Below are 12,493 nucleotides of genomic sequence, written 5' to 3' on the forward strand. Positions count from 1 at the left end.
GGCAGGGGGTGAATTTATTTGAAAGCTATGGCCCTGGGAAGGCTAGGGCTAAAGATAGATTGGAGCACACAAAATCCCATCTGGATGGTGGATTTGATGTGGAAGAGTTAACGACCTATATTGAAAAGAGTCTAGGTAATCCTGTTGCATGTGCGGGGAGACTTTCGTCGCACGCTTTCGCAAAAGGAATACTTGCGTGGTTTGAAAGCGCCAATCTTGAGGATATGAAAAATTGGTTTTATGTTTCTGAATGCCTGCATAAATACCAGTTCATGCTCCAAAGCGATAAGATGAATTTGCTTCCAAAAACACTTGATTTCATGAGGGCGCTCGTCTCCGATAATACCTCGCTCATCGATTGGTTTTGTAACTGTGCTGAAATTATCGATGAAAAAAGAATTCAGTCGACGACGACTGCAGATTTTTTAGCCTACCAAATAATCCTGGCAGTCAAAGGAGATTTTTCTCAAGTGGCCGAGCGGTGCTTGCAGATGAATGCCAAACCGCCAAAAGGGCCGAAAAAAATATTTATGCAGGATAATGATTTCTTTATGGCGCTTGCGAGCGGAGATCAATCGGGGATGGAGTCCGCCTTGATAGAGTTGACCTCACCAGTTTCGATAAAGAAAAGGCTCGATATTGAAAGTGGATTTTCCGAAGGTCTGATTTCTACATTTGGTGTAATTTACGCAAAAATTGCCTGGCGCCATGGCTATGAAGTACGAGTTGAAACGCCTTACATACCGATAGAGTGGCTTCCGGTTAACTCCTTGGGTAATTACAATCCAATTTACAGTTTCCTGAAATGAGTCACTAATTGTCTTGGGGTCTTTATGATGAATAATCAGTCGGAGCAAGCGATAATTCGAAGTCGGTTATTTGAGTCCTTATTGCAAAGACATGGCGCTGTATTGATTCCAGGTAGATATGGGGGGGACTACAATAACGATCAGTTGGGCTTCGTCGAGGTCGATGGGGAGGTTAAGTTGTTTCTTGGGTTGAAAATTTTTGATGATGAAGGTGGGTTGCAGTTAGATAGTTCGTCGTTAGGTCCGCACTTGCAATATTCGATATCTTGGTTTAAAGCCCTGGTCCAATGCCTGAAACTTGATTCTGAAAGTGTTGAATATTCTTCGAAAATCGAAATCGCAATTGGCCGGGGATCTTTGCTGGCGTGGGTGATCTGCATGAACAGTAGTTCTCAAGAAATAACGATGATTCGCGTTGCAGTGTGATTGCGAGAACCGCCACCGCCGACAAGAACGCGTTGAGTATTTCAAGTTGAAGTCACCAGCAACACTGACTTGGCCGGGCGATCGTCTCCAGTACCAATAAAGCGGTCGCCGACGGCAAGAATCCTGAGCGCCGGGGCACTAACCGTATCCGATGTAAAAGGGGGGACGGATTTATGTTGTCTGGCTAGTCGCTTTTTAATCGTTGTTGCAGCCAGGCGACTATGCTGTTTCTAGTATCTCCGATAAAAGGCAACTTATGAATAGGCTAATACTTAAGCTTGACGATATGGAAATATGGACTCTCGATGACCGATTTTTTGTACGTTACGATGCCGGTTCACATCAGATAGTTATGCGCGAAGATGAGATATCAGAGCAGGAGGTCCAAGAAGCTTCGCTGAGTAACGAATCCGCTATGAATATGTTGTTTGCTTTACAAAAACAGTTGGTACAGGCTGGAATCGATCCATATGTTTCTAATACGACGAGTTTTTGCCGCTGACCAAAAAAATGACTAAGTAATAAAAGGCTGCGGATTTATTATCTGGTCCGAACATAGGGAGTAGATCATATGGTGAAGCAATGTGATTTGTATTTGTGTCGCCCGGTCAAAGCTTCTAAGCTTCAAATTGTGCATTTGTTTGATAAGGGTTTTTCTTGCGAAGATGGAAAACTCTTTCATGGTTTTTTGTTTGTGAATATTAGTCGGTTAAAACTTATATCGATTGTGTCTGCTCTGCGGCAAGAAAACATCCCGTGTTTTAGTATCCCTGTGGGGTATCGAAATGGCTCCATCTCGTTTGAGGTTGCTTGCGAGGTAGCAAGAAATCATGCGGGAAATCATGGTCAGGAAGTCAGTAGCAGAGATCAAACGCTGAACCCACCAATGTTTTGGTCTTTTAGTTTGATACCTGTCAGCAATGCAGAGAAAAAAGCTGGAGGAGTTCTAATGGTTGATCGGCTAGATGGTCATATTTGGGCTCTTGAAGAATATGAAGAATATATGTATGACTACAATAACGTCTATTGATGTGTGGATGTATCGAAGGAAACGAAGAAAAGGTGACGGGTTTATTTGTTTGGCTAAGACCAGAAAACCCTTTATGCCCAAGGATCGGACATGTTTCCAAAATTATTATTGATGGTGCTAGCCCTGTCACTATCAGCCTGCGGACCTTCTCGCTCAGTGTGGATCGACAGCGCCAACCGCTTGGTAGGACAACCAATACCCGACCTCGAAAACACCCCTTGCGATGTTCGCTGTCGGCTCATGTTGTGGTCCCCGAACAATCACGAACACCGCTATCAGCAAGTGGTCGAGGGCGACGGGCATCGCTACTACTTCAACTGGCTGTTCGATTGCAATTATTCGGTGTACACCACGGCCGATGGCGTGATCCGGTCGTGGCGGTTCGAGACCCAGCGGCCTGAAAGTTGTTATGTGTTTTAGCGCGCCCTATCCCCCATGGCAGCAGCTGGACGACGTCTTGTCTTCGTATTTGTCGTGATGCTTCACCCATTCCATGATCTGCTCTTCATTGCGCCCCTTGGGCATGAGGTCGAGGTAGTTATAGGCCCCGACCAACATGTCGAGGCCTCGGGCATAAGTGGAATAGGTGTGAAAGATGTCGCCGGCCTCGTTGCGATAAAACACACTGAGGCCGGGGAGTTCTTCTTCGGCGCCGTCGGATTTTTCGTAGTTGTAGGTGGCTTTGCCGGCAGCGACGTCTTCGGCTCGGGCGGTGACGCCGAAGTCGTAGTTGAAATCGCAGCCTTCTGACGACACCCTGTCGAATTTCCAGCCCATGCGCCGTTTGAAGGCCTGGAATTCGGCAAACGGTGCGTGGGAAACCGCCACCACGGCGACGTCATGGTGGGCCAGGTGCTGGTTGGCGCCGTCGATGTGGTCGGACAGGAACGAGCAGCCGGGGCAGCCTTCGTCCCATCCGGCGGCGAACATGAAGTGGTAGATGACCAATTGGCTGCGGCCGCCGAACAGGTCGGCGAGTTTCAGTTCGCCGTCGGCGCCTTGGAAGTGGTAGTCCTTGTCGATTTTCACCCAAGGCAGGGCGCGGCGTTCGGCGCTGAGTTTGTCTCGTTCTTTGAGTGAAAAGGGGACTGAGTGAAAAGGGGACAGATTTATTTATTTTGCTGTGTGGCCGGAAAATAAATCTGTCCCCTTTTATTCAGATTAGATACCCAAGTCCATTAGGTAACTAAGAAGGGTTGTATGGCATTTTATATAGAGATGGATAAGGTGGCAGAAACTGAAGAGTATGTTGTGTACACGTTCGGCCGGAATTTGGAAGTTGGGTTGATACAGCTAGAGAAAAATGGTGAAGCTATTCGCGTGTTGAGAGAATGTCCTCTGGATGTTAACGGGGCATGGTCGCAAAGAGCTGGTATGAAGTTGGCCCGCCTTTGGAAAAATGGAAGCTTCCCTGATAAAACGCAATGGGCTTCCTGAGAATTTGGAAACAAAAAATGGACGTTCTTTTCAGTTTGTCGAGTTGGATAGCTTGGCCCTGCGCCTTATCTGGCATTGGCGGGGGCCAGGAAAAACTGGGAAAATAAATCTGTCCCCTTTTGCTCCGACCAGGCGAAAAAATTAACCTGGTTCCCATGGACGGCAACTTGAACAAAGGAGTCTGGAAAAAAGAAAAGGGGACGGATTTATTTGTTTTGGCTAACACTAGAAAATAAATCGTCCCCTCTTGCTCTTCTGCTAGTTATGGAAGGTGATCATGACTGTCCACATATATTACTCCAGCTAATCGAGGTTGATGATGGAGCGTAAAATCTACGACCTGTTGAATAGCGTGCCGGATCATGCTAACTATGCCGTTGATGCCGGAGACCTTGATTTGGAAGATGTTCCTACGGGAAGGATCAATGCCGTAAGGGACTTGTTGTCAAATACGAATGACGACACGGAACGCTTTTTAGCTGCCAAGTTGCTGACCAGTTGGGGCGAACATTTAGGTCTTCTTGCGTTGGAACAGTGCATGGATAATTACAAGAGCATCGAAGACTCCTACCCTCACAGGTTGCGTGATTATGATGACACCTACCATCAGTTGCTAATGACTATTATTAGGTATTATTCAAACTCGGCTGATAGTGGTCGAGAACAAGAGGCGAGAGCTCAAATCTACGCTCCGCTGTCCAAGATAATAAAGCTATCTGGTCACATGCCCTTTGAGATCGCCAGTGTTTTTGACTTTGTTAGTCGAGAACAATTTTTTGAGTACGTGCCACTTATAAAAGAACATCTTGTTTCGATAATAGATAATCCTGCCATGCATCGCTGGAAAATTACTGATGCTATTGATTTTTTACTAAAAGCAGATGAACCTTTCGTGCTGTCACTTCTGAGGGAGAAAGGTAATACTGTCGATGACTTTAAAGGGGGCTGATATAACGGCAAGACTGCTAAAGGACCGTTCGTCGTGTCGGAATAGGGCAGACGAATCGTGAAGGGGACAGAGTTTTTTTTTAGAAAATAGAAAAGGTGACAGATTTATTTTATTTGGCTGAAATAGAAAAGGTGACAAATTTATTTTATTTGGCTGTGAGGCCGGAAAATAAATCTGTCCCCTTTTATTGATAAGGCCACTGTTCAGGTGCCGGACCGAAAAAACCCAGGTCAGTGGTTGACCAAAACGACTAACAATTCGACAAATACGATGTTCCCTGCCTCGTGGACTAAAGCACAATTGATAGATGAAATCGATGGCGCTTGGAATAGTCCTAGGAAAACAGTAAGTGGGAGACGATGGACTTCTTGGACGCCTTCCGGTGTTAAAGTAACCGCGTACACGTCCCCAAGAGCAACCGTTTTCCCGCTCTACAAACCTTAAAGCAGGAGAGAGAAATGGAACTGAAGTTTTGCCATATTTACGCGGGATATGACGCTGTTTTAGGGCATTTGTTTTGCCGGGGTGCGACGGTTTCTTCGGGAAAAAGTGCCCCGCGCTATGAGCTCTATATATGCTCTGTGCTTGACGCTATTGCGCAGACCCAAAAGCGATGCGATGAATTACTTGCTTATATTGCATCTGTCGAAAACGGCTCGGAACAGACTGTCGAAACTGGCGGGAACGATGTTGTGCTGACCATGGACGCCTCAGGTGTACAAGTCGACATCCGCATCAACGACGATTGGAATGGGCAGCCTGAGGGAAAATTTACTCTAGAGGAGTGGCGAATTGTTCTAGAGCAGTGGAGGTATTTTCTGGGATTGCCCGAGTCGGAAGAGTCAGTAGTTACATTTAAACTGCCATAAGAAAAACGAGCAACGCAAACAGGGGACGGAACCTGAGGGGGCCCCAAATTTTAAGGATGCCCATGGAACTTAAGTTTTATCACGTCGCCGGGGGAACCTACCTCAATGCACGACAAGTTTTCATGCTATGGCCGAGGTGTTTTCTGAGCAGGACGATGCGCAGCGCTATACCCTGTACGTCTGCAGCGTCCTAGGTGCAATCGCGCAGATTCCGCAGAATTGTGACCGATTGCTGGAGGCCATCGCATTAGTCGAAGAGGGCGCTCATGCATCAACGAGCATGCTCTTGTTGGTCGCGTGCAGTTCGAAGAACTTGTAGAAAAGGGGACGGATTTATTTTATTTGGTTGTGAGGCCGGAAAATAAATCTGTCCCCTTTACTCCGTAACAATCATGTGCCTTACACGGAATAGGATATAGATATGGCTGTAATTCGAGAGGGTGTTGTTGTTGATGGCGAATATTCTGGCTGGAAGGTGCTTGTTGATGACGATCGTTACGGCGATACCGGCGGGTATTATCTGTACTTGAAAAAAAGTGATGGTGAAGGATTCGATTATTGGTTTGAACACGAGGCAGGGCTTCACGCCCAACTAGCCGATTTTGACGTTGATTGGATGGATTAATCAATCAGCATTATAAAGAAAAGGGGGGCGGATTTATTTGTTTGACTAGAATGAAAAGAAGACAGATTTATTTATTTTGCTGTGAATGAAAAGGGGACAGATTTATTTATTTTGCTGTGTGGCCGGAAAATAAATCTGTCCCCTTTTATGTGTCCCCTTTTATGAGCCAAATACCATCTATAAGGTCGACGGAAACAAAGAGTTTCACACCGATAGTCAGGGGTGTGTGGAATTTGTCGAAGCCGATTTGTCTGCCATCGCCAGAGATCGGAATACCTATCAGCAGTGCAAAGCTGGCAAGTGCGGTCTGGATGCGGATGAAGGGGGCATCTGATTGCCAGCATCCTGGATGGACCAGGCGAAAAAATTAACCTGGTTCCCATGGACGGCAACTTGAACAAAGGAGTCTGGAAAAAAATGGAAAACACCTGGGTCAAGGCTGTCGATGAAGGTAAAGCCGTTAAAGGCCAGATTCAGCCCGTGTATTCGGGGCCTGGTGTTCGGCCTGACCATTTTGTTGTAGCCTATAAAATTGGCAATGGACGAGAAGTTCGGCAAACATTTGTAAATGCGCCCGGAGGGGTATGACGGATGAGTGAAGACGAGATCTATCTGCAGATTGGAGAAATACTCTTAGGTACCGCTCCGCCTTCGGCGGTTGAAGTTATAGTTGAAGCCGAGATTTCTCCAGAGGATGATCACTGTCAATTGCTATTTGATTACATTGATGAACACGGGAAGAAAGACTGGTTCAGTCCAAAGAGCGGTCATGTAGATGTGGGGTTGCTGAAAAGCATGGTTGAACTGAGAAAAATATACAAGGAGAGTGGAAAGACAGCCGGTTTGCCCGTCTGGAGTGGTTGCACCATTACACTGAAAGTTGTGCCTGCCAAGTTGGCAATTGCTTTCAAGTATGACTAAAAAGACAGGCTTGACGCAGAATGTCCCCATGAAACGGGCGACCCATTGGTCGCCCGTTTTCATTCACAAAAATTAGCTGTGATAGTGATAGCCCTGTCGCTATCCGCTTGCGGACCCTCTCGTTCAGCATGGATCGATAGCGCAAACAACCTGGTCGGGCAGCCCATGCCCAACATCGAAAATGGCCCGTGCGATGTTCGCTGTCAGGTCATGTTGTGGTCCCCGAACAATCACGAACACCGCTATGAGCGAGTGGTTGAGGGCGACGGTAATCGCTACTACTTCAACTGGCTGTTCGATTGCAGCTACTCGGTGTACACCACGGCCGATGGCTTGATCCGGTCGTGGCGTTTCGAGACCCTGCGGCCTGAAAGTTGTTATGTGTTTTAGCGCGCTCTATCCCCCGTGGCAGCAGCTGGACGACGTCTTGTCTTCGTATTTGTCGTGATGCTGCACCCATTCCATGATCTGCTCTTCATTGCGCCCCTTTGGCATGAGGTCGAGGTAGTTATAAGCCCCGACCAACATGTCGAGGCCTCGAGCATAGGTGGAATAGGTGTGGAAGATTTCGCCGGTCTCGTTGCGATAAAACACGCTAAGGCCAGGGAGTTCTTCCTCGGCGCCGTCGGATTTTTCGTAGTTGTAGGTGGCTTTGCCGGCAGCGACGTCTTCGGCTCGGGCGGTGACGCCGAAGTCGTAGTTGAAATCGCAGCCTTCTGACGACACCCAGTCGAATTTCCAGCCCATGCGCCGTTTGAAGGCCTGGAATTCGGCGAACGGTGCGTGGGAAACCGCCACCACGGCGACGTCATGGTGGGCCAGGTGCTGGTTGGCGCCGTCGATGTGGTCGGACAGGAACGAGCAGCCGGGGCAGCCTTCGTCCCATCCGGCGGCGAACATGAAGTGGTAGATGACCAATTGGCTGCGGCCGCCGAACAGGTCGGCGAGTTTCAGTTCGCCGTCGGCGCCTTGGAAGTGGTAGTCCTTGTCGATTTTCACCCAAGGCAGGGCGCGGCGTTCGGCGCTGAGTTTGTCTCGTTCTTTGGTGAAGGCTTTTTCGTGGGCCAGGTGTTGTTTACGGGCGGCGAGCCATTCTTCGCGGGACACGACGGGATGATTCTGAACGTTCATCAGTTGTTCTCCTTCGCAATGCAGGGAGGCGACTTACACAGCCTAGTCGTTTGACCTACGCCCAATTCGACATGCCGTCGGTCAGTAGCCGAAAAAAACTCGGCTGAACGGCTGCGCACGGTGCCGGTCACAACTTAAGAAGGCCATCTTACTCACAGGCTTTGGAGGTTGAATCAGGATGACAACTTACAACTGGGATTTGATTGAACGCTTGCTGCACGAAGTGCAACACGGTGAGGCCAGTTTTACGCCGCGACCGTATGCCGAGCAGTACGCGGCGGAGAAAGCGTCGGAAGGCGAAGAGACTGAAAATCTGGATCACCTGAAAGCGGTGGCCGGCGAGTACGAAAAATTACTGCTGGAGCGCGGATATATCGAGCCTCGGCCCGAAGAGCAGGGCGGCACCGGCTCCAATTACATTTTGACGGCGCGTGGTTCGAGTCTGTTGAGCCTGATCGACAGCAGCATTCCGGGTAATGACCATCCGCGCCAGGTATTGGATGAGCAGGAAGATGCGCTGGACGAGGTGACGTTTGATGAGGTGGCGTCGAAGGCGCAGATTGCCTGAAGAGCACCGATAACTAATGTGGGAGTGACGGTGCGACGATTCGACCTGCTCGCGATTGCGGAGTGTCAGTCGACATCGTCGTTGTCTGACACTCCGCAATCGCGAGCAGGCTCACTCCCACATTTTGATTTGTATTGTGTTTAGCCTTGTTTGGCGGCTTTCAGGCATTTCAAATCGTTGAAATCCTTGCGCACCCCTTCGATCTTTTTCAACAGCCGCTGGCGCTGAGCCGGCGTGCTCTCGGCCATCAAATCCACCATCAATCCTCGGGCCTGCGCTTCGGTGTTGGCGTAGGCCTGACGGTACGCCGGCGTCCATAAACTCTCACGATTCACCAGAAGCGTCTCGATGCGCTGTGGGAATTCCGGACTCTGGCGCTGCGAAACCGCCGCACTGAACTGCTTCTGCCAATGGACACGGTTGGCGATCCATTGCGTGTTCTGGTCACCCAAGGCGTTCGACCAGGCCACCACCCGTTGTTGCTGGGTCGGGCTGAGCGGACCCAACCAGTCATTCAAGCGCTTTTCCATGCGCTCGGCGCGCTGCTTGATCTGCTGGTCAAGAGACGGTTTAACGTAATCCTCCTGGCGTTTGCGTTGATCCTTGGCGAAGGCGTCGTTCATTTCCGCGACTTGCTTGTCATCCAGTCCCTGTAACAACTCGATCGCCGAAGGCGTGATTTCCCGGGCGGTCTGGGCGATGGCGGCTTTAGCTTCCTGAGTGCGAGTTTGCAGCGCGGCTTCGGTGACCTGATTGGTCTCGACCATGGTCTGCAAGCGGTCCAGCCAGTCGAGATAGCCCGGCAATTGCGTAGTGCAGTGCCAACTCAAGTGTTCCTTGAGGCGCTCGTTGAACCAGCCTTTCTGTTCGCCGTTCATGTCCAGGTAGTCGCTGAGCGTCCACGGAATGATCACGTCGAGGTTGCGGTAGGCCAGGCCCACGCGGCTACAGGCGCCAAGGGCGAGACTGAGCGTGATGATGACGGCGAGATACTTCAACCAGCGCGACATGGGCGAGTCCTTGCGAAGGTCTGGCTTCTTTAGTGGATTCTTATGTGAACGCAGAATGTGCCCGGCAGTTCAGCCGATCAATAGAAGGCGCGCTCGGCCTTGAGGGTGACCAGCCCATCGCATTGGGTGTTGTGCCCGGAATAGGCCGAGCAGTCGCTGCCGCTGAGGCTTGAGTCGCTGTAAATCAGGTCGAGGTCAACGCCCATGAACGGCCGGGAAAGTTGCACGGACCAATCGGTGAAACTGCCGATATACCCACCGTCGACGGACGCCGGCGTGTTGAGCTGGTGGGTGGTGTATTTCATGCTGATCCCGATACCGAACGGCTGATTTCCGCCCAGGTCGGCGAATACGGTGCTGTTCTGTTTGTCCGGGTCGTTGCTGAACGCAGCGCCGAAACGGCTGCCGAGAAAGGTCAGGCCACCGAAAAGCTCCTGGCTGTCGAGGGTGTCTACTTTCGGATAGCTGTAACGGATCAGGCCGACTTCGTACCCGAGGGTATTATCGAAAGGCTGTTTAAAGCCCATGTAGGAGTCGACTTCGAGTTTGGCTCCCTGCGATAACCCCATGCTCGGCGCCCACTGGCCCACGTAAAAACCGCTGTCGTGGCTCAGGTCGAGACCACCGTGGAACGAGCCGGTGCTGGAAGGCTTGACCAGCCCCTGGGCCATGCTGCGGCTGGGGGTGGTGCCGAGTTTGAGATCGAAGTCGCCCAATTCACGCTGAAAGATTTGCGCGTTGGCGACCGAACACGACAGCAGACTGCCGAGCAATAAACAGGAGGGTTTGAGCATGCGTCACTCCATGACAGCGGGGAGCAGGAACGAAACCTACTGAAACGCTTGATCTAGACGTGTGCAAGCATACCGGCGAATGCTCGGCATTGAAGGCCGTTCGTCGATTTTTGAAATATGGGTGGGTTTGGCGGGGTGTTGCGGGAAGGTTCCAGTCCAAGCGCTTCGAAGCTCAAAGCGCTTACGGACCAGGTGATGCGGCGGATCTTTGGGGGAGTGTTACTTCTTGCCCAAAGTGATCTGCTTGGACGGGCCGAACGTCTGGCCGCTGACGCCTTTGGCAATTTGCTGGATCTCGCCGCCGGACTTGAGGAACGCAGCAATCTGGTTGTTGATCGATTCGCTGGTTTCAACGGCTGGAGCTGGCTTTGCTTTGCTGTTGGATGCTTTTACACGCATGGCGGCCATTAACCTGTAGAAAATTAACTTGGCCAGGCATCGTACAGGAAATACTTGACAATTGCTTGGCAAATATCCCCTCAAAATACACATCGTAGGGGCACAATTACTCACAAGTTAATATTAGAAATACGCCCCTAAGCTGCTGTTTTAACTAAGAACGACGGTAGAAACGTCAGGGGTCCTGATGGTCTGGCAGGGGTGGCATTCACCCGTTCGGCCTGACGAGCGGCCAAAGGCCTGAGACGGAGCCAAGGAAAATGAAGGCCTTGAGAAGAATTTCTGGTGTCACCGGGCCGGCCATAGAAACGCCGCTCGCAAAAACGGGTAGAATGCCGCCCACGCAATGAGGGTATTGGAAATGGCTTTAGTCGGGCGCTACAACAGTTTGCAAGTGGTTAAACACACTAACTTCGGTTTATATCTTGACGGTGGCGCGGACGGCGAAATCCTCCTGCCTAATCGTTATATTCCCAAAGATATTCCCAGCGAAGATGAAGATTGGCTCAACGTTTTTGTTTATCTGGACAGCGATGACAAACTCATCGCAACTACGGAAACGCCGAAAGTTCAGGTCGGTGAATTCGCCAGTTTGAAAGTCGTTGAAGTCAACAGCATCGGTGTCTTCCTGGATTGGGGTCTGCCGAAGGATCTGCTGCTGCCGTACTCCGAAGAAAAGCGCCAGATGACGGCAGGCGAGTACGTCGTGGTGCACGTCTACCTCGACAAACACACCCGCCGCATCACCGCGACGGCGCGCCTGGACCGCTACCTCGACAAAACCACGGCCAACTACACCCCAGGCCAGGAAGTTGATTTGCTGGTGGCCGAAGCGACCGACATGGGCTTCAAGGCAATCATCAACAACAAGCACTGGGGCCTGATCCACAAGAACGAAATCTTCAAGTTCATGCGCGCCGGCAAGGAAGAGAAGGGCTTTATCAAAGAAGTCCGTGCCGACGGCAAGATCAGCCTGAGCCTGCAACCGGTAGGCGAAGAAGCGGCCACCAGTCTTAACTCGAAGATCCTCGCCAAGTTGCGTGACAACAACGGCACCCTGCCGGTCAGCGACAAGAGCGACCCGACGGTGATCACCAGCATGTTTGGTGTCAGCAAAGGCAACTTCAAGAAGGCTATCGGTGCGCTGTACAAGAATGGCCAGATCGTCATTCATGCGGATCGCATTGAACTAAGCTGACTTCGCGCTGGCCCTTTGTAACGAGCTTACATCGGGTTGGACTGTGACGAAAAAGGCCCCGACCTGCGCCGTAATGCTGTTCACTTAAGACAAGCATCAGTCGAGCGAGAACCTGTGGCGAGGGGATTTATCCCCGTTGGGCTGCGAAGCGGCCCCCTGCGCCCGTTCAGACAGACCGAGTTGTCTGGATTTACGACTGCTTCGCAGCCGAACGGGGATAAATCCCCTCGCCACAAATGAGTGCCCGCGCTTAAGTGAACAGCATTACGACCTGCGCCGGGGCTTTGCTTTTTTACTGCCGAGTTATTGCCATGTTGTGTGTTGTCG

Annotated in this window: 18 protein-coding genes and 1 pseudogene; 14 read left to right on the forward strand and 5 right to left on the reverse strand. The window is 50.6% G+C overall.

Annotated elements, in window-relative coordinates; genetic code table 11:
* Positions 1 to 8: 8 nt before the first annotated feature.
* From ACA070_RS07325 to ACA070_RS07340, 4 genes are all read left to right on the forward strand, one after another.
* Complete coding sequence (locus tag ACA070_RS07325; protein ID WP_497450620.1) at positions 9 to 809, forward strand: immunity 49 family protein; 801 nt, start codon at positions 9 to 11, stop codon at positions 807 to 809.
* A 24-nt stretch (positions 810 to 833) separates the two neighbouring features.
* Positions 834 to 1,235, forward strand: coding sequence for a hypothetical protein (locus tag ACA070_RS07330; RefSeq protein ID WP_497450621.1), 402 nt, complete (start codon positions 834 to 836; stop codon positions 1,233 to 1,235).
* Positions 1,236 to 1,806: 571 nt separating this feature from the next.
* Positions 1,807 to 2,265: a hypothetical protein gene (locus ACA070_RS07335; protein ID WP_497450622.1), complete on the forward strand. Its 459-nt coding sequence runs from the start codon at positions 1,807 to 1,809 to the stop codon at positions 2,263 to 2,265.
* Positions 2,266 to 2,505: 240 nt separating this feature from the next.
* Positions 2,506 to 2,685: a hypothetical protein gene (locus ACA070_RS07340; protein ID WP_497450623.1), complete on the forward strand. Its 180-nt coding sequence runs from the start codon at positions 2,506 to 2,508 to the stop codon at positions 2,683 to 2,685.
* A gap of 6 nt (positions 2,686 to 2,691) precedes the next feature.
* On the opposite strand, the pseudogene ACA070_RS07345 reads toward ACA070_RS07340, so the two are convergent.
* Positions 2,692 to 3,339: pseudogene (locus ACA070_RS07345) on the reverse strand (DUF899 domain-containing protein); the annotation flags it as partial.
* 126 nt (positions 3,340 to 3,465) lie between these two features.
* Here ACA070_RS07345 and ACA070_RS07350 point away from each other — a divergent pair.
* The 8 genes from ACA070_RS07350 to ACA070_RS07385 all read left to right on the forward strand — a co-directional run bounded on the left by ACA070_RS07350 (position 3,466) and on the right by ACA070_RS07385 (position 7,456).
* Positions 3,466 to 3,702, forward strand: coding sequence for a hypothetical protein (locus tag ACA070_RS07350; protein ID WP_497450624.1), 237 nt, complete (start codon positions 3,466 to 3,468; stop codon positions 3,700 to 3,702).
* Between the two features lie 319 nt (positions 3,703 to 4,021).
* Entirely contained in the window at positions 4,022 to 4,651 is a 630-nt protein-coding gene (locus ACA070_RS07355; RefSeq protein WP_497450625.1) for a hypothetical protein, read from the forward strand.
* A gap of 207 nt (positions 4,652 to 4,858) precedes the next feature.
* A complete protein-coding gene (locus tag ACA070_RS07360) occupies positions 4,859 to 5,095 on the forward strand; it encodes an EndoU domain-containing protein (RefSeq protein ID WP_497450626.1) in 237 nt (78 codons plus the stop codon).
* 14 nt (positions 5,096 to 5,109) lie between these two features.
* A complete protein-coding gene (locus tag ACA070_RS07365) occupies positions 5,110 to 5,520 on the forward strand; it encodes a hypothetical protein (RefSeq protein ID WP_497450627.1) in 411 nt (136 codons plus the stop codon).
* Between the two features lie 421 nt (positions 5,521 to 5,941).
* Complete coding sequence (locus ACA070_RS07370; RefSeq protein WP_497450628.1) at positions 5,942 to 6,145, forward strand: hypothetical protein; 204 nt, start codon at positions 5,942 to 5,944, stop codon at positions 6,143 to 6,145.
* A 381-nt stretch (positions 6,146 to 6,526) separates the two neighbouring features.
* Entirely contained in the window at positions 6,527 to 6,733 is a 207-nt protein-coding gene (locus tag ACA070_RS07375; protein WP_497450629.1) for a DNA/RNA non-specific endonuclease, read from the forward strand.
* 3 nt (positions 6,734 to 6,736) lie between these two features.
* Complete coding sequence (locus ACA070_RS07380) at positions 6,737 to 7,066, forward strand: hypothetical protein (RefSeq protein ID WP_497450630.1); 330 nt, start codon at positions 6,737 to 6,739, stop codon at positions 7,064 to 7,066.
* A 165-nt stretch (positions 7,067 to 7,231) separates the two neighbouring features.
* The gene (locus ACA070_RS07385) at positions 7,232 to 7,456 is read left to right on the forward strand and encodes a hypothetical protein (RefSeq protein WP_497450631.1); all 225 of its coding nucleotides are present in this window, start codon (positions 7,232 to 7,234) and stop codon (positions 7,454 to 7,456) included.
* 6 nt (positions 7,457 to 7,462) lie between these two features.
* Here ACA070_RS07385 and ACA070_RS07390 read toward each other — a convergent pair whose 3' ends face one another.
* Positions 7,463 to 8,197, reverse strand: coding sequence for a DUF899 domain-containing protein (locus ACA070_RS07390; RefSeq protein ID WP_497450632.1), 735 nt, complete (start codon positions 8,195 to 8,197; stop codon positions 7,463 to 7,465).
* Positions 8,198 to 8,375: 178 nt separating this feature from the next.
* Here ACA070_RS07390 and ACA070_RS07395 point away from each other — a divergent pair, with 178 nt between their 5' ends.
* A complete protein-coding gene (locus tag ACA070_RS07395) occupies positions 8,376 to 8,765 on the forward strand; it encodes a transcriptional regulator (RefSeq protein WP_462026083.1) in 390 nt (129 codons plus the stop codon).
* 140 nt (positions 8,766 to 8,905) lie between these two features.
* On the opposite strand, the gene ACA070_RS07400 is transcribed toward ACA070_RS07395, so the two are convergent.
* The 3 genes from ACA070_RS07400 to ACA070_RS07410 all read right to left on the reverse strand — a co-directional run bounded on the left by ACA070_RS07400 (position 8,906) and on the right by ACA070_RS07410 (position 10,977).
* Positions 8,906 to 9,775, reverse strand: a complete 870-nt coding sequence (locus ACA070_RS07400; RefSeq protein ID WP_497450633.1) for a DUF6279 family lipoprotein — start codon at positions 9,773 to 9,775, stop codon at positions 8,906 to 8,908.
* A gap of 77 nt (positions 9,776 to 9,852) precedes the next feature.
* Positions 9,853 to 10,569 carry a TorF family putative porin gene (locus tag ACA070_RS07405; protein WP_497394871.1) on the reverse strand — a complete coding sequence of 239 codons (717 nt, stop codon included), beginning with the start codon at positions 10,567 to 10,569 and terminating at the stop codon, positions 9,853 to 9,855.
* Between the two features lie 219 nt (positions 10,570 to 10,788).
* Complete coding sequence (locus ACA070_RS07410) at positions 10,789 to 10,977, reverse strand: PFL_1563 family small protein (RefSeq protein WP_017337097.1); 189 nt, start codon at positions 10,975 to 10,977, stop codon at positions 10,789 to 10,791.
* Between the two features lie 352 nt (positions 10,978 to 11,329).
* Between ACA070_RS07410 and ACA070_RS07415 the strand changes: the two genes are divergently transcribed.
* Positions 11,330 to 12,166 carry a CvfB family protein gene (locus tag ACA070_RS07415; protein ID WP_461980169.1) on the forward strand — a complete coding sequence of 279 codons (837 nt, stop codon included), beginning with the start codon at positions 11,330 to 11,332 and terminating at the stop codon, positions 12,164 to 12,166.
* The last annotated feature ends 327 nt before the right edge of the window (positions 12,167 to 12,493 follow it).

It is taken from the genome of Pseudomonas sp. LBUM1678 (genome assembly GCF_059695575.1).

Coding starts and splice junctions, on each gene's coding strand:
- ACA070_RS07400 (WP_497450633.1), bottom strand. CDS start 9,775: ATGTCGCGCTGGTTGAAGTATCTCGCCGTCATCATCACGCTCAGTCTC.
- ACA070_RS07350 (WP_497450624.1), top strand. CDS start 3,466: ATGGCATTTTATATAGAGATGGATAAGGTGGCAGAAACTGAAGAGTAT.
- ACA070_RS07385 (WP_497450631.1), top strand. CDS start 7,232: ATGCCCAACATCGAAAATGGCCCGTGCGATGTTCGCTGTCAGGTCATG.
- ACA070_RS07395 (WP_462026083.1), top strand. CDS start 8,376: ATGACAACTTACAACTGGGATTTGATTGAACGCTTGCTGCACGAAGTG.
- ACA070_RS07390 (WP_497450632.1), bottom strand. CDS start 8,197: ATGAACGTTCAGAATCATCCCGTCGTGTCCCGCGAAGAATGGCTCGCC.
- ACA070_RS07370 (WP_497450628.1), top strand. CDS start 5,942: ATGGCTGTAATTCGAGAGGGTGTTGTTGTTGATGGCGAATATTCTGGC.
- ACA070_RS07365 (WP_497450627.1), top strand. CDS start 5,110: ATGGAACTGAAGTTTTGCCATATTTACGCGGGATATGACGCTGTTTTA.
- ACA070_RS07335 (WP_497450622.1), top strand. CDS start 1,807: ATGGTGAAGCAATGTGATTTGTATTTGTGTCGCCCGGTCAAAGCTTCT.
- ACA070_RS07375 (WP_497450629.1), top strand. CDS start 6,527: ATGGACGGCAACTTGAACAAAGGAGTCTGGAAAAAAATGGAAAACACC.
- ACA070_RS07415 (WP_461980169.1), top strand. CDS start 11,330: ATGGCTTTAGTCGGGCGCTACAACAGTTTGCAAGTGGTTAAACACACT.
- ACA070_RS07380 (WP_497450630.1), top strand. CDS start 6,737: ATGAGTGAAGACGAGATCTATCTGCAGATTGGAGAAATACTCTTAGGT.
- ACA070_RS07410 (WP_017337097.1), bottom strand. CDS start 10,977: ATGGCCGCCATGCGTGTAAAAGCATCCAACAGCAAAGCAAAGCCAGCT.
- ACA070_RS07405 (WP_497394871.1), bottom strand. CDS start 10,569: ATGCTCAAACCCTCCTGTTTATTGCTCGGCAGTCTGCTGTCGTGTTCG.
- ACA070_RS07340 (WP_497450623.1), top strand. CDS start 2,506: ATGTTGTGGTCCCCGAACAATCACGAACACCGCTATCAGCAAGTGGTC.
- ACA070_RS07355 (WP_497450625.1), top strand. CDS start 4,022: ATGGAGCGTAAAATCTACGACCTGTTGAATAGCGTGCCGGATCATGCT.
- ACA070_RS07330 (WP_497450621.1), top strand. CDS start 834: ATGATGAATAATCAGTCGGAGCAAGCGATAATTCGAAGTCGGTTATTT.